Here is a 20,510-nt window from a genome sequence, read left to right on the forward strand (position 1 = left end):
CAAGCGATAAACTGTATCAAAAGGATAAAAATCGTTACAAAATGCGGCTCAATTGCTAAAGTGAGCTGCTTTTTCCTTTTAATGCGTACCTGAACTGGCAACATGAGATTAAAACAAATAAAACTTGCTGGATTTAAGTCGTTTGTAGACCCAACTAAAATCCCATTTGATAATGCCTTGTCGGCGATTATTGGCCCTAACGGCTGCGGCAAATCTAACGTAATTGATGCCGTGCGCTGGGTGCTGGGTGAAAGCAGCGCAAAACATTTACGTGGCGACTCGATGACCGATGTTATTTTTAACGGTTCATCTTCACGTAAGCCTATATCGATGGCTGGCGTTGAGCTAGTATTTGAAAACATCCAAGGCCGTTTAGCGGGTCAATATGCCAGTTACCAAGAGATTTCTGTTAAACGGCAAATTAACCGTGATAGTGAATCAACGTATTTTTTAAACGGTCAAAAATGTCGGCGTAAAGACATTACCGACTTATTTATGGGTACCGGTCTTGGGCCGCGTAGTTATGCCATTATCGAACAAGGGACTATTTCACGCTTAATCGAATCAAAACCTCAAGAGCTAAGAGTGTTTATTGAAGAGGCTGCGGGGATATCGCGCTATAAAGAACGCCGCCGTGAAACTGAAAATCGTATTCGTCATACTCGTGAAAATCTCGAACGTTTAAATGATATCCGGGTTGAACTTGGAACCCAATTAGATAAATTATCACAACAAGCCAAAGCGGCACTGCAGTATCGCGAATTAAAAAATAGCGAACGTCAATTACATAGCCAACTATTGGTTATGCGCTATCAACAACTGTTGCAGCAAACCGACAAGCTTGATAGCGAAATCACAGAACGTGAGCTTAAAGCTGAAGCGTTAGCTAAAAATGCGCAGCAGGGCGATACCAGTATTATTCAGTTGAAACAGCAATTGGCTGAACTTAGCGATGGTGAACATCATTTAGTAGAGCAGTATTACCAGGCCGGTAATACCATGACTAAACTTGAGCAACAGCTTGCACATCAGCAACAACAAGACACTCAGCTGCAGCAACAAATTCAATTATTACAGCAGCAGATCCAGCAAGCTGACGATAGTATTGTCAAGATGACGGATGTTCATCAGCGATGGGTTGAACAAGTTAATACTCAGCAACCTGCACATGAACGGGCAAACCAAACGCTTGAGCACATAGATGAACAAGTTTTTGCGATTGAAGAAGCATGTGATGATCAGCAACGTCAACTAACACAATATGCCGAAATCTTAGCAACTAATAAGATGCAGTTGGCACTGAGTCAGTCAACGTTGAGTCATCAACAGCAAGGTTTGCTTCAAGACGAACAGCACTTGTCAACATCTCAGATTGAGTTAGCCGCTTTAGCACAACAAAATAACCAACAGCAGCTGCAAAACAGTGAGGCAGAATTAGCCAGTATTGATCAGCAACTGAATGACGATCAGCAGCAACACAGTCAATTAGAACTTACATTAATAGAGCAACAACAGGCTGTAACACTCGCGAGTGATGCTTATCAAACGCTTAAACAATCGGTCACTCGTCATCATTCGCGGTTGCAGTTTATCGATGAGCTACTTGCAGAACAAACCCAAGATGACGGCCAACAATTATGGCAAGTGATTGAGGTGGTGCCCGGTTGGGAAAAAGCGGTCGACAAAGTTTTACAAGGACTAAGTCAATTACCTATTTTAGCTCAGGGCCAAACTGCTTTGTTGAATGTTACAGCACCATTGGTGGGGTTTGAACAGCAAGAATCAGTGGTTTATCCTGCATTAACAACGCCAGTGAATTTAGCGCCCTGGTTACAACACGTGGTATGGGCGAAGAGTCTTAGTGAAGCCAAAGTGTTATTGCCATCATTAACACCCGATCAATACATTGCCACCCAAGAAGGTTTTTTGATTGGTCATGGCTTTGTACTTAATCATACTCAGTCGGCACAATCAGCTATTGTGCTAAGTCAAGAACGCTTAAACTTGAGCCAGCAATTAGTGGTACTTGAACAGCAACAGGCTTCGTCTCAACAAGCATTAACCTTGTTAACCCAAAGCACTGTAACGACTCAAGTGACATTGACTCAATGCCAACAACGCGGTCATCAATTACAGATCCAACAAACAAAATTGCATTCATTGGTGAGCAGTTTAACTCAGCAAGCCGTTGATAAACGTCAAAAGCAACAACAATATAGCCAGACCATCGCCAAGCTTGAACAGCAAATAGCTGATAGGCAAATGCAAGTTGATGCTTTTGAAGAGCAGATCCTCAGCCTAGAGGATGCATTGCTACAGGCGATGAATCAACACGATGCAGCTCAACAAGCGTGGCAAACCAGTCAAGCCAAACTTCGTGAAACCAAAACCATTCGTTTAGAGGCTGCTAATAGTGTTAAGCAGCAGCAAACACAAATGCAACAACATGCCACTCAACAAGCATTGAGTGAGCAGAAATTAAAGCAAAAATATGAAAAAAAGACAGAATTAACCAATCAATTGACTCAGTTACAACAAATGTTGCTCGACAATCAGCAACAACGAGGTCAACATGATTTAAGTCAACTATCAACACAGCTGGCACAAGCACTTGAGCAACAGCAAGCTCTGCAGCAGCAATTACAGCTAAATCGCTCTCAACAAGCTGAGCTTCAAGCCAGCTTAGACAGTTTAGTATTGATGCAAAAACAACAGCTTGTAGTGTTACAAGACTTGACTCAAACGATAAGCACGTTAAAGTTACGTCGTGAGGGCTTGAAAGGGCAGGCGAATGGGCAGTTACAATTGCTCCAAGAACAGCAAATTCAGCTTCAGCAAGTGATTGCAGATATTCCTGAGCTAGCCTCTGTTGATGTTTGGTCGCAACAGCTCGAAAAAGTGAAACAGAACATTTTACGCCTTGGTGCAATTAACCTTGCAGCCATTGACGAATTTGAATCGCAACGAGAACGGAAAGCCTATTTAGACAGTCAAGATGACGACTTAAACAAAGGATTAGCGATTTTAGAAGACGCTATTCGTAAGATAGACAAAGAAACTCGCAGTCGTTTTAAAGCAACATTTGAAACGGTAAACCATGATTTAGGACTGTTATTTCCTAAAGTATTTGGCGGTGGAAAGGCTTATTTGGCATTAACTGGTGATGATCTGCTCGAAACGGGTGTCACCATCATGGCGCAACCACCAGGTAAGAAGAATAGCACCATACATTTACTTAGTGGTGGAGAAAAAGCGTTAACCGCTTTATCATTGGTCTTTGCCATTTTTAGACTGAATCCAGCACCTTTTTGTATGCTCGATGAAGTAGATGCACCTTTGGATGACGCCAACGTCGAACGTTTTTGTCGGTTACTTAAAGAAATGTCACAAAGTGTGCAATTTATTTATATCAGTCATAATAAAATAACAATGGAAATGGCTGATCAACTTATTGGCGTTACTATGCATGAACCTGGCGTTTCAAGGATAGTCGCAGTGGACATTGAAGCCGCCGTCGCCATGGCAGACGCGGTATAAATTAGGAAGACAGGGAATCTAATGAAAGATCTACAACTAGTGTTGTTCGTATTAGGCGCTATCGCAATTATTGCGGTGTTAGTGCACGGTTTCTGGTCGATTCGTAAACAACAACCTAAATCAATGAAACAAAGCCCGATGGCTGGATTTTATAAAGACCAAGCTAAACGTATAGACTCTGAAGGTTTTGACGCTGACGGTATTGGTAAAGTGCGCGTGCGCAAACCGGGTGAGGTTGAAGAACCTATCATTAAGCCCATACTAAAGACTAACCTAAGTCAAAAATCAAACCCGAGTGAGCCTAAGTTATCTAATACGCCACTTCATGACTCTTTGCGTCAACCTGCGCCGCAAAAGTCTGAACCAGCCCACATTGAAGCCAAAGCGGCGCAATCGGCTCCGCAAACTTTATTTGTTGAAGATGACGTTAAACCAATACCGGCTGCTAGTGCAGCAATGAATATGCCCAAAAAGATATTTAATCCTTCAACCAGTACTGCCAAGCTAGAAAGTTACACTGGTAAGCCTATTGCGCCTAGACCTGAGCCGATTAAGCCCACGGTTCCTGTCGCGCAACAAGTAGAGCCAGAGATTAACGCGCACGTTAATGTTCAAGCTAAAGCGAGTATAAGTGAGCCAGCTGATACCCCACAGAACGAAGCTGTTGAACCTACTGATGTATTAGTGCTGCATATTGTTGCTAAAGAAGGTGAGCAAATTCAGGGTGCTGAATTACTGCCAAGTCTGTTGTCGCTTAATTTTAAATTTGGTGACATGGATATTTTTCATCGCCATATTGACAACGCTGGTACCGGAAAAGTGCTATTTTCACTGGCGAATATGTTAAAGCCTGGTATTTTTGATCCAGATGAAATGGAGCAATTTGTCACTCAAGGTGTGGTGCTATTTATGACCTTACCAGGATACGGCGATCCGTTGATGAATTTTACTATTATGCTTAACTCGGCGTATCAAATTGCCGACGATCTCAATGCGCAATTATTAGATGGACAGCGTCAACCTTGGTCCGATGGAACCAAAAAAGAGTATTTACGACGACTCAATGCGGCGTAGGTTGATGTTTTTATTAAGGCCGCAGCAGCGGCCTTAATTGTTTTATGCCCCGGCCCCTTTAGCAAAAAATCACAGTGACAACTCGTATGACGGATACCACAATGCACGCTATTCAAACTGAAATGGATCAACTGACCCACACTATTAATCAACATAACATTCGTTATTACGTTGATGACGCCCCGTCAATTCCCGATGCTGAATACGATAGATTAATTAAACGTTTAACTGAGTTAGAGCAAGACTATCCACAATTTAAATCAGTGGACTCACCGACACAGCGAGTCGGTGGTATGGCATTACAAAAGTTTGCTCAAATCACCCACCTAAAACCAATGCTAAGCCTTGATAATGCATTTGAACAAACTGACTTTGCTGCATTTAATAAGCGTATTACAGATAAAGTCGATAGCGTTGATTATGTTTGCGAACCTAAACTTGATGGCCTAGCCGTCAGTATCACTTATCGTTTAGGTATGCTTGAACGCGCAGCTACACGAGGAGATGGCAGCGTAGGTGAAGACATTACAGAAAATGTTCGCACTATTCGTTCTATTCCACTTAAATTACGCGGAGAAGGTTTTCCTGATTTAGTTGAAGTGCGTGGTGAGGTGTTTATGCCCAAAGCGGCATTTGACGCATTAAATCAGCGTCAAATTAGCAAAGGTGACAAAGTGTTTGTTAACCCGCGTAATGCTGCAGCGGGGAGTTTACGCCAATTAGACAGTAAAATTACCGCGGCACGTGCTCTAGGATTTTATGCGTATGCATTAGGGGTGGTCGAAGGCGAATCACAACCAATGCAAACCACTCATTTTGGCCAACTGACTCAACTAAAACAATGGGGTGTCCCCGTTAGCAGTGAAGTAAAAGTATCTGATTCACTAGAAAAAGTGTACGCATATTATGCTGACATAATGACCAGGCGCAGTGCGCTTGAATACGAGATTGATGGTGTAGTGATAAAGGTTAACGACATAGCTAAGCAGCAAACGCTTGGTTTTGTTGCTAAAGCCCCTCGATGGGCTATTGCATACAAATTCCCCGCCCAAGAAGAAATGACCCTGTTAGAGTCGGTTGATTTTCAAGTTGGTAGAACCGGAGCGGTTACCCCCGTTGCCCGTCTAAAACCTGTATTTGTCGGTGGCGTAACGGTATCAAATGCCACTTTACATAATGCAGATGAAATTGCTCGTCTTGGGGTTAAAGTTGGCGACACTGTGATTATTCGCCGTGCAGGAGACGTAATCCCACAAATTGTTGCTATTGTCCCAGAGCAACGCCCAGATGATGCGCAAGATATTGTCTTCCCGCTGCATTGCCCCGTTTGTCAGAGCATTGTGGAGCGTTTAGAAGGCGAAGCTGTAGCGCGTTGTAGTGGCGGATTATTTTGTGAAGCGCAACGTAAAGAAGCGATTAAGCATTTTGCATCGCGTAAAGCATTAAATATTGACGGCCTGGGTGATAAAATTGTCGAACAACTTATTGATAAGGAACTCGTTAAAACACCTGCGGATTTATTTAAGCTAACAGCTTCCACCGTTACCATGTTAGATCGCATGGCAATGAAGTCGGCTACCAATATTGTTGCCGCTATTAAAGCGGCCAAAAGCACCACATTGGCGCGTTTCTTATATAGCCTAGGTATTCGTGAAGTTGGCGAGGCTACAGCTGCTAACTTAGCGCAGCACTTTACCGATGTTGACCTTATTCGCAGTGCTAGTGTCGAGCAACTGCTTGAAGTTGCCGATGTTGGTGAAATTGTCGCAAAGCATATTGGGCAATTTTTTGCTCAACCGCATAACATCGAAGTAATAGAACAATTGCTTGCAGCGGGTATTACTTGGCCGGTGATTGAACCTGCGGATGAGTCTACTTTGAGCCTTAAAGGCCAAACATGGGTGTTAACGGGCACATTAACTCAACTTAATCGTAATGACGCTAAAGCACGGTTACAGGCATTAGGTGCAAAAGTGGCTGGAAGTGTGTCTAAAAATACCGACTGTGTTGTAGCGGGTGAGGCCGCGGGCTCTAAGCTTGCAAAAGCTGAAGAGTTGGGCGTTAAGGTAATCGATGAGCAAGGGTTACTGGATTTACTCAATGCATCAAACTAACAGCAATGATAGTGATGCCGATAAAGACACTTTATTTATATTTGTGACAGCCGATAAGAGTCTATTGTGAATTTTAGTAATATTACTTGGCTTGATGATCGCGGCCATATAAAGCCACCCTTGTTTTTATATTTAATCTTGGTTTTTCTAGCGCGTGGCTGGTGTATTTTTATTGCTTCATTAACCCAGTTTAATGACCGAGCAGGATTAGTTCGATTGTTTTATCCTGAAAAAAGCGATTTTGTATTAGCGTTAATTGCTGGCGTTGGGGCAGTGTTGATTTATGGGCTGATTATTGCCGAACGTAAACGGAGTTGGCCGATATTTATCCCAGCGTTTCGCAATAGTGGGTGGTTTTTGTGGATATTACTCATTATAGATGGACTATTTTTATTCCAACGGATGATGCACGACGACTATTTGTTTAAAATCGGCTATTCGATTGACGCCCTTTTTCTGTTTTGGTCAGTGATTTATGTATTTAAATCAAAGCGATTACATTACTACTTTGCCGACTGGACACCAGACGATAGCGCCATCCAAGATGAAGCGTCATCTGATGATCAAAGTAAGCAAGATACGAAATAATTTACGGCCATAGATAAATGCACTATATTTGATGATCATAAAAAGTGAAGATGTAAGACCTTGATACACATAACTCTATTTCTTAAAATGTCAGTGCAATAATGGCATTATCATTTCAGCCATAACATGGCAAATGTGAAAAGGATTAAAATTTTGGCTAAAGCAGAATTAACACAAATACCTGTTTCGCAAATGGTTATCGGGTTAACCGTTAAGCTGCCTTTGTCATGGACAAATCATCCTTTTTTTCGCAGTAAAGTTAAGCTTGAACAGCAAGTCCAAATTGAGATGATTAAAGGGCTTGATGTGTCATTTGTGTACGTGATTGATGGCCATGACTTATTACCTAAAGTTGATGAACCGGTTGAAATAGAACAACCTGAAGAAGTGGTCCTCGAAGAAGTTGATTATCGGCCACTGGCTAAAAAAAGCATGCGAGTGAGCCAGCAACGTTTTGTTAAATCGGTTAATGATAGTAGAACCGTTTTTGGCAAAATAGTCAGCGACCCCGAAGGGGCTTATCGTGAAGCGGCCACTTTAGTTGAAGATTTAGTCGATCATTTGTATGAAAGTGAAAGCCCTCATTTAACCTTAGTCGGCAGTGGTGAGACGGATATTAGTGTGACTCAACATGGTATTTCTGTCGCGGTGCTTGCTATGATAATTGCCCATACTCTCTCATTATCAAAAAAAGATGTTCGTGACATTGCATTAGGTAGCTTGTTTCATGATATCGGCAAACTCAAAGTTCCTGAGGCTATTAGAAATAAGCGTGGTGACTTAAGCGATCATGAAACTAATTTTTTAAAAATGCATCCTAACTTTGGTTACGACATGCTAAGTCGTAGCGGATTATTTCCTGAAGCCATGTTAGATATTGTACTGCATCATCACGAATTTATTGATGGTAGTGGCTTTCCTAACCATTTAACCGAAGCCAAAATTTTACCGACAACCCAGATAGTGTCATTAGCCAATGACTACGAGACATTGTTACGCCAATACCATACTCCGCAAATTGCATTGGGGATTTTATTTAAAAATCACAGCAGTAAGCACAGTGATAATTTGATTTCAGTATTGGTCAAAATACTAGGTATTTACCCACCAGGCACTATCGTGCGACTCACAGACGATAGCATTGCCAAAGTAATGATGACCACCGCTGACGTAAAGCAGCCACATGTTTGGTCTTGTAATATTAGTGGTGCAGAGCCTAGCTTTCGGTTTTTAATTAATGAAGATGTCCATGTAAAAGAAGTTATTAAGTTAGATGAGTTATCTGATGGTGCAATTAAGACATTGCAAGCTAACAGCCCAATCAGCTTTTATTTTAATAACTTTAATCATTAATTTTAATCACTCGCTTTAATTATTTATATAACGCAGTCATATTGAGAATACATGCACACAATTACCATTATCGGATGTGGTTGGTTTGGCTTTCCACTCGCCACACAGTTAATTAAACAAGGTTTTAAGGTTAAAGCATCTAAACGTCATGTTGATGATTTAGTCTCATTACAGCAAGCGGGTATAAAGGCTTACCAATTAGATTTGGCCAATGTCACCGCCGAGGTAAAAAACTCATCTTTATTTGATGCCGACGCGATCGTGATTAATTTACCGCCAGGACTAAGGCGAGGTGAAGCTGACTATATTATGCATTTAACTCAGTTGAAAAATTTAATGGGTGAGCGCGAATACCAAAAAGTGATTTTTATCAGCACGACTGGAGTTTATCCATCGCTAGATCAAACAGTCAGTGAACAAGATGCCGACACATTTAATGATACCAGTGGCATATTACTCCAAGCTGAAGCCATGTTTGCAGCGATGCAAAACAGCTGCATTGTGCGATTTTCAGGCTTAGTTGGCCCCAAACGTCATCCTGGACGTTTTTTTGCGGGTAAAGTCGATGTTAGCGGTGCCAATGTTGCGGTTAATTTAGTGCATTTACATGATTGTATTGCTGCCGTTAGCTTGATTTTGTCACGCACAGATACCCTACCTATTTATAACCTTGCTGCAAATGAGCATCCTACACGTGGCGAATTTTATGTTGCCGCTACCGAGCATCTTGGATTAATTGCGCCGCAGTTTAATCAGCAACAACACCCTAGCAAAATTATAAACGGTCAGTTAATAAGCCATCAGTTAGGGTTTCAATATACGTTTAGTAACCCATTCAAAATGCTTGATGCTTGCTAAACTGGCATAGGCTATAATAGCCGGTATATTTTGATTAAAAGGCGATTATTGTGACGACTCAAACTCAAGCGTTTGCATTACTTCAAGGTGATGAATTCGTAGAACTGTACAAAGTACTTAAAGTACTCGGTTTAGTGAACGGGGGTGGCGAAGCGAAGCATGTCATTACCGAAGGTCAAGTTACCGTTAATGGTGACGTTGATACTCGTAAACGTAAAAAGTGTGTTGTTGGCGATATGATTTCGTTCAATGACGCGACAATTGAAATTGTTCCTGCACAGTAAGGATTGATAAATGCAATTCCCAGATGACGATAATGGCCAAATGTTGGCTGCAATGGCTGATGCCGGTATTGACCTTACTCAATCAATAGAAGTAGATTTCTTCTTGGTATTTGATGATCAACGTGATGCAGAGTCAGCCTTAGAAGCATTAAGCCAAACCGACATGCAAGGTGAGCTTGAGCTGAACTTTGATGAAGAAAGCACCAAGTGGGAAGTGATCGTTTGCTTACAAATGGTACCAGAATACGCTGCATTAGTTGCCAAAGAGACTGAGTTAAATAGCTTTGCGCAAGAGTTTGATGGTATTTCTGATGGCTGGGGCGTAATGCAAAATCAAGCTAGCGATAGTGAGTTTACCGATGATGAGCATGTACATAGTGAGCATTGTCATCACTAATATTGGCATCACTAGTGATGCTACCAATCGCATCGCCATTACTGCCATAACTGCCATAACTATCATTAAAAGTTGAATCTCTTAACTCTTGTTGTTAATCCGAGTTGCGACTAAATAATAAAGCCATTAATGCCAAGCATTAATGGCTTTATTATTATATGGAAAGACGTTTTTAGTCATCTTTTTTTATGTCATTAATGACTTCTTTAGTTTCGTGACCAATAGCCTTGACGGTATCACGTGTACCGTGACCGATGGCAGTGGTTACTTTTTTTGTCGTGTGACCAATTTCTTTGCCTGTGTGTTTTAATTCAGCACAAGCTGACAAGCCCCAAGCAAGGCTTATTGACACCAATATTACGACTACTTTTTTACACATTGTGGTAGCCTTATCAATAATCTAATATGATATGTATCATCAGCTAACGTCGTTGCTATTTCAGCATAACGGGTTTGCTGGTTAAAGGGTAACATCATGAATTTAAATGCCACATTGATTGGTCAAATTATTTTCGTTTTAACCGTGGTTGTGGTGTTTTTTACCGTAAAGTTTGCCAAAGGTAAAACCACTAACTTACCCTTGGTCGGCTTTTATGCCATTGTGCTAAACCTTATTTTTGCGCCAGCAGGTTGGATATATTGCTGGTACTGGTCAACAAAGCCAAGCTTACTTTAATGGCAAAACTGATTATCAACCACGATTAATGGTGATATCCGACACATAACCGTTCTCAGTGGCGATTAAGGCTTGTTTTAGCATAGTGGCCGCTTCTGTTGCGGTCATAAAACCTGAGGTATTAATGTCTTTGCCACTGGTTGGCCAAAAATCAGTGGCCATGCCACCGGGATAAACGGCAATTAATTTCATTGGGCTGTGTTTTAATTCTAATCGCAATGATTCAATTAAGCCCTTAACGGCCCACTTAACCGCACAATAAGTTGACTCATTGGCTTTACCTGCTTGCGCCGCGGTCGACATCACCACAATAACCGTGACCTTGTGCTCGCGATAACGGCTTACTAGCTCGCGTAATAGCAGAATACTTGCCGTTAGATTGTTATTGATTAACTGATTAATCGCTTGCGGGCTTTGTTGTTCAATCGGGCCAAAATAACCACTACCAGCACAATGAATTACGCTGCTGGGTGGGGCGGTTAAACAAGAAAACAATCCACTGACATCTTCTGCCACACACAAGTCTGCTGCGTGAGTGATTACGTTAGCTTGTTCAAGTTGAGTTAAGTTAGTCATAACATCAGCTAATTTTTGTTCACTGCGACCAGTGATCAACAAGGTATAGTCTTCTGCTGCATAGAGTTGGGTCAGCGCAGCACCTAAGCCGCTGCTCGCGCCGGTAATAACAATCATAATAAAACCTTCAGCTCCTGTTCATTAGGTCGGTTACTATATCAACGCACAAGTAAACTGCAAAGTGCTAGTACTCCACAAACGACAATCAATCCAAGGTTAATTGCTAAACGTCGAGTTGTTTGATAATTATTTATTATCTGAGTCAGTATTCGTTAAGTAAAATTGAATAAATATCCCAGAACGCTTTGTATTTTGACGTTAAAGATTGTCTAATAACGCCTTGCTACTGTCTTATCGACTTCATGTTTGTTGCCATTAACGAGACCTCCATGTTTGAACTCACACTCCAACTCGCGCTTATCTTGTTTGCTGTTGCCTTAATTGCTGGTTTTATTGATGCAATCGCCGGTGGAGGCGGTTTACTCACTATTCCTGCATTAATGTGGGCGGGTTTGCCGCCAGCGGCGGCTTTAGGAACCAATAAGTTACAAGCGTGTGGTGGCAGTTTTTTTGCGAGTTTATATTTTGTCCGTAAAGGAATGGTGGATTTACGCAGTATAAAACTGTCGTTGATTTGCGCCTTTATTGGTGCATCAATTGGTACCATATTAGTACAAATGATAGATGCAAAACTGTTGGAAGTGGTATTACCTTTTCTGATTTTAGCAATTGGTTGCTATTTTTTATTCTCTAAAAAAATCAGTGAGCAAGATCGCCAACAAATTCTCACTCCGAGTATTTTTGCCTTTACTGCCGCATTAGGCGTAGGATTTTATGATGGTTTTTTTGGCCCAGGTACCGGCAGTTTTTTTGCCTTAGCATTTGTGTCATTGGCCGGTTTTGGTCTAGCAAAAGCAACGGCACATGCAAAACTGCTGAACTTTGCCACTAACATTGCTTCACTTATTTTCTTTTTAATTGGTGGTCAAGTGGCAGTGGTATTAGGCTTAATTATGCTGGTCGGCCAAGCCATTGGTGCCACGTTAGGCTCACGTTTAGTGGTGACTAAAGGGGTTAAAATTATTAAACCTTTGGTTGTCATCATGTCATTAGGTATGAGCGGAAAATTATTGTGGTCACAATATATGTAAACGCTGTGGATGTTAACAAAGCCTATGTGAATAAAGTATATGAGCGCGAAATATATCAGCTCGACATAGCGGTAATCTGAGTTTATTTACGTCATCATTATTAGGCGTTGATGTTAGTTTTTATTGAGAAGGGATGTTATGCGCATTATTCACACCTCAGATTGGCATCTTGGCCAATATTTTTATGGCAAAAGCCGCGCAGCCGAACACCAAGCGTTTATGGCATGGTTACTTGAACAAATACACCTTCATCAAGTAGATGCGCTTATTGTCGCAGGCGATATTTTTGATACCGGTACTCCGCCGAGTTATGCTCGCGCGTTATATAATCAATTTATTGTTCAAATTCAACAAACTGGTTGCCAGCTGATTTTGTTGGGTGGTAATCACGATTCTGTATCAACGTTAAATGAATCTAAAAATCTATTGGCTTGCCTTAATACGGTGGTTATCCCTGGTGCACTCGAACGTGTTGAAGAGCATGTTTTTACGCTTAATAACCGCCTGGGTGAAGTAGGGGCTATTTTATGTGCGTTACCTTTTTTACGCCCACGAGATGTCGTATTAAGTGAATCGGGTGAATCTTCCATCGATAAACAACGCAAGTTAGGCGATGCTATTAGCGAGCTGTATCAGCGCTGTTTTGAACAAGCAAAGCTTGTTAATAGTACTCTTGCAAAGCCGGTACCTATTATTGCGACGGGCCATTTAACCACGGTAGGAGCAAGCACTTCAGAATCGGTGCGTGATATTTACATTGGCAGTTTAGATGCTTTTAATGCGGCGCTTTTCCCTGCCGCAGATTACATTGCCCTAGGCCATATTCATCGGCCGCAAGTAGTGGCGAAATCTGCCCATATTCGTTATAGCGGCTCACCCATAGCATTAAGTTTTGATGAACTATCAAACGACAATACGCCAAATAAATCGGTATTTTTGGTTGAGTTTAGTGACGCAACACTCAGTCAGGTTATGCCGTTAATCGTGCCAGTTTTTCAGTCAATGCAAGTGCTAAAAGGCGACTTAGACACGATTGAACAACAAATAAGTGCGTTTGCTTTGCAAACAGAGACCACCACAACAACTTGGTTAAGCATTGAAGTCTCACAGCAAGACTATTTATCTGATTTGCAATCTCGTATTGCCGATATGACTCAAGGCAAAGCGGTTGAGGTATTACAGTTAAAACGTGCCCGAAGCCAACGTCAACAACACATTAAACAGCTCGATAATGAAACGTTATCTGAACTCAGTGTTGATGAGGTGTTTGCGCGTCGTTTAGCCCAAGAAGTTTTTGATAATGAGCTGCAGCAGACACAGCTAGGCCGAATCAGGCAGCGCTTCAGTCAAGTGGTTGCAGAGGTAGAGTCTGAGAGGAATTCTCAAGAAACAGCTGCGAGTCATGTGTTACAGGAGAATCGCTCTCATCAGGTTCAAGCCGCGGTGGTGACAAAAAATACTATAGACGGTGAACAGTCATGAAAATTTTAAGCCTTCGCTTTAAAAACATTAACTCGCTTAAAAATGAGTGGAAAATCGATTTTACTCAATCTCCTTTTGCCGAAAATGGTTTATTTGCTATTACTGGTCCTACAGGTTCCGGTAAAACCACCATACTCGATGCGATTTGCCTCGCGCTTTATCACCGCACACCGCGATTAAGTAATATCTCTAAAACCACTAATGAGTTAATGACCCGCGGCACCGCTGAGTGTTTAGCCGAAGTCGAATTTGAAGTCAAAGGTGTGGCCTATCGTGCCTTTTGGAGCCAGCGCCGCTCACGTGATAAAGCCGATGGTAACTTGCAAGATGCACAGGTGGAATTGGCACAACTGAGTGACGGTAAAATCCTTGCCACGCAGATTAAACGTAAAACCGAGTTGATTGAAGATATTACCGGACTTGATTTTGCTCGTTTTACTAAATCGATGATGTTGTCTCAAGGGCAGTTTGCTGCATTCTTGAATGCTGATGCTAATGACCGCGCTGAATTATTAGAAGAGCTCACTGGCACCGAAATTTATGGATTGATTTCAGAGCGGGTTCATCAACACTTTAGTGAAGCCAAAACAAATTTAAAACTGCTCGAGGCAAAACTTGGCAGTGTTGAACTCCTTGATGATCAGCAACGCGAATGTCAGCAGCAACAGATTGAGCAACTTCATCTAAGTTTGACGCATGATCAGCAACAGCTAGCACAACTAAGCCAATTTATTACCTGGGCAGATAACAGCCAACAAGCACAACAGTTATTCGCTAAGGCCAGTGACGAGCAGCAGCATGCATTATCTCGCCAGCAGCAACATAGTGATGAATTAATCCAGCTAGAGCACAGTGAACCCGCGCAGCAGATACAGCCTTTATTTGAACAACAACAAAAAGCTCAGCAAAAAAATCAAATGCTAACCGCGCAGGTTAGTCAGCTAAGTCAGCAAGCCAGCCAGGCAGAAATTGCACTGCAAACTCAGCTGCATCAACAAAGCCAAAGTCAGCAACATGTTGAGCAAACTAACCAAGCGCATAACACACTACTCAAGCTAATTGACCAGCAAGTGCTACCGTTAGATCAACATATACACCAGTTGAGCTATCAATTAGCTCAAGTCAAATTAACCCAACAACAAACTGAGCAACAGCAACAAAAAGCGACAGATCAACAACAGCAGTTATTGAGCCAACAACAAAGCTTAAGTTCCGCTAAACAACAAATCCAGCAACAGCTCGATGATTTGCCGCAAGGCCAAGATGTGGCTAAAAAGTTTGCTGCTTGGCAAACCCAATATCATCAGGCGATACAACTCAACCAGCAGCTCAACCAAAATCATAATCTCATTACTCAACAGCAACAAAATATTAAGCAAACCCAAGCTGGATTAACTCTGCTAACACCGCAAATCACACAAGCTCAAGCGGCATTAACGCAGGCGACAAGCCAGCAAACTGAGAGTGAACACGCGGTAACGGTATTATTGGCCGGCCAAGATGAGTTACAGATAAATGCTGAATATAAAAAGTTGCTCGACCAACAAGCAGGGCGCTATCAATTAAACCAATTATTTAGCCTATACAGCCGCCAACAACAGCAATGTCAGCAGTTAACCAGTGAATCGGCGCAATTTGAGATTGAGTTACAGGCACTAGCACAGTCACTTAGCGCGGTGAGAGCCAACTGGAGTGATAAAAACCAGCAGGTTAAAGATGTCCAAACGATTTTGCAACAAGAGCAGCAAATTGCTAATTTAACCTTAGAGCGCGCTAAACTCAAAGCCGGAGAGCCTTGTGCTTTGTGCGGTTCAACCGAGCATCCATTAGTAGAACGTTACGAAGCACTCAATGTGTCTGCGACAGAGCAGCGAGCACACCAGTTACAAGCTGAACTTGATGCGATTAAACAACAAGGTGAACTGCTTAAAAATCAGCAAACTGTGTTGCAAGTGAATCTCAACAACTCACTTAAGCAGCTAAGCCAGGCTGAAACTGATCTGCACACAACACAGCAACAGTGGCAACAGCAGACTCAAGCTTTGGTTATTGATCTGCCATTGGACTTACAGCAACAACATGGCTTAACCGATTATATTGCTCAAGCTGAAGCTCAGCAGCAGCAATTATCAACACTCATAAGCCTGCTGAGTCAAAGCCAAAAAAATCTACATCAACAACAACAGTTATTTGTCCAAGCGGAGCAGGCTGTAGCAAAACTGATTAACCAACAAGAGTTACAACAACAACAACTTGCGAACTTACAGCAGGGGTTAGTCAGTCAGCAGCAGCAAACAGAGACCGTTACAGAGCAGCATAATCAGTTAATCGATGTACTTGAAACACAAATTACTACCACAGGATTAACTCCACCGGCAATTGAACATGCTGTGGTCTGGTTAGCGCAGCGACAAGAGCAGCTTGAGTTGTGGACTCAGGCGCAACAGCAGGCTGTCGATAATCAACAGCAATTGAGTATTACCAATGAAAAAATCACCGCCAACCAGCATCAGCTAGCAGACTTGGGTCACCAATGCGCGTTAATCAACGAGCAAGTCGATAAAGCGCAAGGGCAGCTCAATATTGTACAAGCCCAACGGCATGACCTGTTTGCAGATAAAGTGATTGATGATGAAAAACAACTGAGCCAACACAATTTAGTGCTGGCTCAGCAAGCGTATTTGTTGGTGCAACAACAATTACAAGACGCAGACAAGTTACTTGCGGGGATGCAAGTACAACAACAATCTGCCATGGCTCAAGCGACTGAAACCAAACAAGAACTACAGCAATTACAAGCACAATGGCAAACTGCATTGCAAGCCAGTCCATTTAGCGACCAACAAGGGTTTGAGCAAGCGTTATTAACGCCACAACAGAGGCTTGTACTACAGCAATTAAAGCAGCAAATTGATAACGATATCGTTAAAGCTAACGCCATAGCGGAACAAGCATTAGCGCGCCAAACGGAACTTACTCAGTTTGGCCAGCAACAAGGATACGATGTTGCACAGCACAGTGACATATTGCAGCAGCATCAAACGACAGAAGCTAAGCATCAGCAAAACAAGCAAATAGTGTGGCGCTTAAACCTCGAGTTAGAGCAAGATGCCAGCAAGCGAGAAGGGCAGCAGCAACTGTTAGCCGAACAAACGCAAATGCAGCAAGATTATGATGATATAGCCTACTTACATTCGTTAATAGGCTCACAAAAAGGTGATAAGTTTCGTAAATTTGCCCAAGGACTCACTTTAGACCATTTAGTGGCATTGGCTAATCGGCAGCTTGAACGCCTCCAAGGTCGTTACTTATTAGAACGCAAAGAGTCTGATGCACTAGAACTGCAAGTGCTCGACACTTGGCAAGGTGACGCAGTGCGGGATACTCGTACCTTATCTGGTGGCGAGAGCTTTTTAGTAAGCCTAGCCCTTGCGCTAGCACTATCTGATCTTGTTAGTCATAAAACGAGCATTGACTCACTGTTTTTAGATGAGGGCTTTGGTACCTTGGATAGTCAAACACTCGATACCGCGTTAGATGCGTTAGATAATTTAAATGCATCGGGCAAAATGATTGGCGTAATTAGTCATATTGAAGCCATGAAAGAGCGGATAGATGTGCAGATTAAAGTGAATAAAATGAATGGCCTTGGCATTAGCAAATTACAAAGTGAATTTGCAGTTAGTGGGTCTTGATTTACCTCTAACTACTATGATTACTGCAATTGAGATCAAATTAAATATTAATTAAATAACATTTTATATTTGTAATATGATTTTTTTTTGATATAAAAGAGCGTTGAAATGCAATTTGAGTGCAAAAGTCCGTGTTTTAAGCTGTTTTAAGCGGACGGCGTAGTATCAAATATTAGGTCATATTGGTTATGAAAATGGCCTAAAGGCATAGAGTTAATTAACTTTATCCTCCGTATGGCAATAACAGTTTGCAGTAAAAGAAAAACAATAAATATAAAGCGTCATCTTTTAGGGTGGATTAGAAATTGCTAATGAGTAAAATTATGGGCTTCCAGCGGCCAGTCGCAAGTCAATTGAACTTGCCAAACTTGCACAAGAAAGTCTTGCTAGCGAGTGTGTTTGTTGTCGGTGCTGCTTTATTATGGCCAACGCAACAAGAGTTTTCATCACAACGAATTCCAGTGGCTATTGATATTGATTCACTATTGCCACACATTGCTCAACAAGACAATACATTAAAGCTTGTTAAGCCCATATCACCTATATTAGATCGTGTCATTGAAAGTGGTGATACCTTAAGTCATTTATTTGAGTTAGCCGGTATTGACCAGCGAACTATGTATAAAGTGCTTGAGGCTGATTTAGAAGTCTTAGCCTTAGATACCCTATTACCGGGTAACCGAATCCAATTTTGGGACAACGCTAATGGCGAGCTCGATAAGCTAGAACTGTACTTTAGCCCTGCTCATCAAGTGGTGTTTAGTCGTTTTAAAGACGGAACGTTCGCAGTCAATGACATTAATATCGATGGCATTTGGCAGAACCGTATTGTAGGCGGTGAAATCAACGGTTCTTTTTATGTCTCAGCTAAAAATGCTGGTTTAAGTGCCGCTGAAATTCAAAAAGTTGAAACGCTGTTAAAAACGAAATTAAATTTTTCTCGTGAGTTGCGCGCAGGTGATACTTTTTCGGTTTTAGTTAACGATCAATTTGTTGAAGGTGAGCCAACAGGCACAACATCGATTGAAGGCATTCGCATTAATACCGGCCGTCGCGACATTACCGCATTTCAAAATGTCGATGGCAATTATTACGACATTGAAGGTCAAAGTTTAACTCCAGCTTTTCAACGTATTCCGCTTAATAGAAAAGTTCGTTTAAGTTCGCGCTTTAACCCTAACCGTAAACACCCCATTACTGGTCGTATTCGCCCACATAACGGCACTGATTTTGCCACACCTATTGGTACGCAAGTTGTAGCACCGGGAGATGGCATCGTTACTATGGTGACTAAACATCCTTATGCGGGCAACTATATTGTGATTCAACACGACAATAAGGTCAGCACACGCTACCTGCATTTATCGAAGTTTTTAGTTAAACGAGGCCAGCGAGTCACTCGTGGTCAACCGATTGGATTGTCAGGTAATACTGGTGCTTCAACAGGTCCTCACTTACATTATGAGTTCATTGTAAATGGTCGTCCGGTTGATGCGATGAAAGCGAGCATTGCCGAAGCTAAAGTCTTACCTAAAAAACAACTACAAGCGTTTCAAGCATTGGTTCGTAGCCGAAGCATGATGATGGATTTAGGTTAATTATCCAGAGTTTAGTTTGATAGTATGACTAAATGCAGCCAATTGGCTGCATTTTTTTATGGCTTGCGGTTATTTCTGTTGTGTTTGTATTTCAGCTTTTCGATTATCCTGATGATAGATGATAGATGATAGATGATAGATGATAGATGATAGATGATAGATGATAGATGATAGATGATAGATGATAGATGATAGATGATAGATGATAGATGATAGATGATAGATGATAGATGATAGATGATAGATGATAATCGGCTTTACTGTTCTATTCTTTATGGCCTGCAGCCACAAACGTCTTGGTGTTTCGCTCACACCAGACCAACAAAAAACCAACGGCTAATTCCCTGTTTATTTTTTACAAAATAATTAGCCTAGCCGCTCCGCAATAGCTAAGGTGCTTCTGGTGCAGGCTCTAGGCCGTGGTGGCATCTGTTTTAATTGTGGCGTATTCTGTATCAAAGACTTGAATTGAGAGTTAGGATAACATTCACAACCTCTTGTTTTTTTTAATTTATAATAACTAACGCCTCTGCAATGGGTCGTGTTAGTTTTAACTTTATTTATATATAAATCACTATCAATCAGTTAAGATTTCGGAGTTATTGTGAAGTTTAAAAAATGTCCTTACTGTGGAAAAAGTATTAGTATTTCGAATCTTTATAATAAATGCGAAAACTGCAACAAAAAATTCATCGTTACATCAAATTTATTAAAAGTAGTTGTTACATTCGGCTTAACATCTGGAGTTTATATCGCATTTTTTTGGCCTGTAGTTGACAATATATTTTTAAATGGCTTTGTTATATCATTCATATACGCACTTACATATTTATATTCGATAGAGCTATTTGAAGAAGATTAATAGAGCAAATAACTATTCTGACACAGGGGCTATGATTAATGTATTTCTATTATCTGAGTTCAGGATTAACCAGAAAAGTCGCATTAACATTATCTTCAAATATAATTGTCATCCATAAAAAGTGTATTGCTCTCGAACTCACTGTGTAAGCTAGCATGTTTAACTTTATGGATGCTTGAATATAGCATCCTTATAACACTCAAACTCTGTAATCGATTCTCTAATATCAGCCAGCATTTCATGCTTGTATTGCTTACTAACGGCT

Annotated in this window: 15 protein-coding genes; 13 read left to right on the plus strand and 2 right to left on the minus strand. The window is 41.4% G+C overall.

Features of this window, described 5'->3' with window-relative positions; genetic code table 11:
* Nucleotides 1-102 precede the first annotated feature (102 nt).
* The 8 genes from smc to EGC82_RS08800 all read left to right on the plus strand — a co-directional run bounded on the left by smc (nt 103) and on the right by EGC82_RS08800 (nt 10,205).
* A complete protein-coding gene (gene smc, locus EGC82_RS08765) occupies nt 103-3,537 on the plus strand; it encodes a chromosome segregation protein SMC (RefSeq protein WP_124730417.1) in 3,435 nt (1,144 codons plus the stop codon).
* Between the two features lie 21 nt (nt 3,538-3,558).
* Nucleotides 3,559-4,611, plus strand: a complete 1,053-nt coding sequence (gene zipA, locus EGC82_RS08770; RefSeq protein ID WP_124730418.1) for a cell division protein ZipA — start codon at nt 3,559-3,561, stop codon at nt 4,609-4,611.
* Nucleotides 4,612-4,712: 101 nt separating this feature from the next.
* Nucleotides 4,713-6,725 carry an NAD-dependent DNA ligase LigA gene (ligA, locus tag EGC82_RS08775; protein ID WP_124730419.1) on the plus strand — a complete coding sequence of 671 codons (2,013 nt, stop codon included), beginning with the start codon at nt 4,713-4,715 and terminating at the stop codon, nt 6,723-6,725.
* A 66-nt stretch (nt 6,726-6,791) separates the two neighbouring features.
* Nucleotides 6,792-7,313: a DUF2919 domain-containing protein gene (locus EGC82_RS08780; RefSeq protein ID WP_124730420.1), complete on the plus strand. Its 522-nt coding sequence runs from the start codon at nt 6,792-6,794 to the stop codon at nt 7,311-7,313.
* A 153-nt stretch (nt 7,314-7,466) separates the two neighbouring features.
* Nucleotides 7,467-8,666, plus strand: coding sequence for an HD-GYP domain-containing protein (locus EGC82_RS08785; RefSeq protein ID WP_124730421.1), 1,200 nt, complete (start codon nt 7,467-7,469; stop codon nt 8,664-8,666).
* 51 nt (nt 8,667-8,717) lie between these two features.
* Nucleotides 8,718-9,524, plus strand: a complete 807-nt coding sequence (locus tag EGC82_RS08790; RefSeq protein WP_124730422.1) for an NAD(P)-binding domain-containing protein — start codon at nt 8,718-8,720, stop codon at nt 9,522-9,524.
* 50 nt (nt 9,525-9,574) lie between these two features.
* Nucleotides 9,575-9,808 (plus strand): RNA-binding S4 domain-containing protein, encoded by a 234-nt coding sequence (locus tag EGC82_RS08795; RefSeq protein ID WP_124730423.1) that lies wholly within the window; start codon nt 9,575-9,577, stop codon nt 9,806-9,808.
* Nucleotides 9,809-9,818: 10 nt separating this feature from the next.
* Entirely contained in the window at nt 9,819-10,205 is a 387-nt protein-coding gene (locus EGC82_RS08800) for a ribonuclease E inhibitor RraB (RefSeq protein WP_124730424.1), read from the plus strand.
* A 172-nt stretch (nt 10,206-10,377) separates the two neighbouring features.
* Here the strand turns inward: EGC82_RS08800 and EGC82_RS08805 are convergent, their stop codons facing one another.
* On the minus strand, nt 10,378-10,584 hold the full coding sequence (locus tag EGC82_RS08805) for a hypothetical protein (RefSeq protein ID WP_124730425.1): 207 nt from the start codon (nt 10,582-10,584) through the stop codon (nt 10,378-10,380).
* 96 nt (nt 10,585-10,680) lie between these two features.
* Between EGC82_RS08805 and EGC82_RS08810 the strand changes: the two genes are divergently transcribed.
* Nucleotides 10,681-10,881, plus strand: a complete 201-nt coding sequence (locus EGC82_RS08810) for a hypothetical protein (RefSeq protein ID WP_124730426.1) — start codon at nt 10,681-10,683, stop codon at nt 10,879-10,881.
* A 15-nt stretch (nt 10,882-10,896) separates the two neighbouring features.
* On the opposite strand, the gene EGC82_RS08815 is transcribed toward EGC82_RS08810, so the two are convergent.
* Nucleotides 10,897-11,574, minus strand: coding sequence for an SDR family NAD(P)-dependent oxidoreductase (locus tag EGC82_RS08815; protein ID WP_124730427.1), 678 nt, complete (start codon nt 11,572-11,574; stop codon nt 10,897-10,899).
* A gap of 272 nt (nt 11,575-11,846) precedes the next feature.
* Here EGC82_RS08815 and EGC82_RS08820 point away from each other — a divergent pair, with 272 nt between their 5' ends.
* The 4 genes from EGC82_RS08820 to EGC82_RS08835 all read left to right on the plus strand — a co-directional run bounded on the left by EGC82_RS08820 (nt 11,847) and on the right by EGC82_RS08835 (nt 19,383).
* Nucleotides 11,847-12,608, plus strand: coding sequence for a TSUP family transporter (locus EGC82_RS08820; protein WP_164839114.1), 762 nt, complete (start codon nt 11,847-11,849; stop codon nt 12,606-12,608).
* Nucleotides 12,609-12,746: 138 nt separating this feature from the next.
* The gene (sbcD, locus tag EGC82_RS08825; protein ID WP_124730429.1) at nt 12,747-14,090 is read left to right on the plus strand and encodes an exonuclease subunit SbcD; all 1,344 of its coding nucleotides are present in this window, start codon (nt 12,747-12,749) and stop codon (nt 14,088-14,090) included.
* Entirely contained in the window at nt 14,087-17,785 is a 3,699-nt protein-coding gene (locus EGC82_RS08830) for an AAA family ATPase (protein ID WP_124730430.1), read from the plus strand. Before sbcD ends, EGC82_RS08830 begins: the two co-directional genes overlap by 4 nt.
* Before the next feature lie 311 nt (nt 17,786-18,096).
* Nucleotides 18,097-19,383, plus strand: coding sequence for a peptidoglycan DD-metalloendopeptidase family protein (locus tag EGC82_RS08835; protein ID WP_124730431.1), 1,287 nt, complete (start codon nt 18,097-18,099; stop codon nt 19,381-19,383).
* Nucleotides 19,384-20,510: the final 1,127 nt, after the last annotated feature.

This window comes from Shewanella livingstonensis, from assembly GCF_003855395.1.
Classification (GTDB): Bacteria; Pseudomonadota; Gammaproteobacteria; order Enterobacterales; family Shewanellaceae; genus Shewanella; species Shewanella livingstonensis.

What these genes read in the sequence shown, in the direction of transcription:
- smc (WP_124730417.1), top strand. Translation starts at nt 103, where the DNA reads ATGAGATTAAAACAAATAAAACTTGCTGGATTTAAGTCGTTTGTAGAC.
- zipA (WP_124730418.1), top strand. Translation starts at nt 3,559, where the DNA reads ATGAAAGATCTACAACTAGTGTTGTTCGTATTAGGCGCTATCGCAATT.
- ligA (WP_124730419.1), top strand. Translation starts at nt 4,713, where the DNA reads ATGCACGCTATTCAAACTGAAATGGATCAACTGACCCACACTATTAAT.
- EGC82_RS08790 (WP_124730422.1), top strand. Translation starts at nt 8,718, where the DNA reads ATGCACACAATTACCATTATCGGATGTGGTTGGTTTGGCTTTCCACTC.
- EGC82_RS08800 (WP_124730424.1), top strand. Translation starts at nt 9,819, where the DNA reads ATGCAATTCCCAGATGACGATAATGGCCAAATGTTGGCTGCAATGGCT.
- EGC82_RS08805 (WP_124730425.1), bottom strand. Translation starts at nt 10,584, where the DNA reads ATGTGTAAAAAAGTAGTCGTAATATTGGTGTCAATAAGCCTTGCTTGG.
- EGC82_RS08810 (WP_124730426.1), top strand. Translation starts at nt 10,681, where the DNA reads ATGAATTTAAATGCCACATTGATTGGTCAAATTATTTTCGTTTTAACC.
- EGC82_RS08815 (WP_124730427.1), bottom strand. Translation starts at nt 11,574, where the DNA reads ATGATTGTTATTACCGGCGCGAGCAGCGGCTTAGGTGCTGCGCTGACC.
- EGC82_RS08820 (WP_164839114.1), top strand. Translation starts at nt 11,847, where the DNA reads ATGTTTGAACTCACACTCCAACTCGCGCTTATCTTGTTTGCTGTTGCC.
- sbcD (WP_124730429.1), top strand. Translation starts at nt 12,747, where the DNA reads ATGCGCATTATTCACACCTCAGATTGGCATCTTGGCCAATATTTTTAT.
- EGC82_RS08830 (WP_124730430.1), top strand. Translation starts at nt 14,087, where the DNA reads ATGAAAATTTTAAGCCTTCGCTTTAAAAACATTAACTCGCTTAAAAAT.
- EGC82_RS08835 (WP_124730431.1), top strand. Translation starts at nt 18,097, where the DNA reads ATGAGTAAAATTATGGGCTTCCAGCGGCCAGTCGCAAGTCAATTGAAC.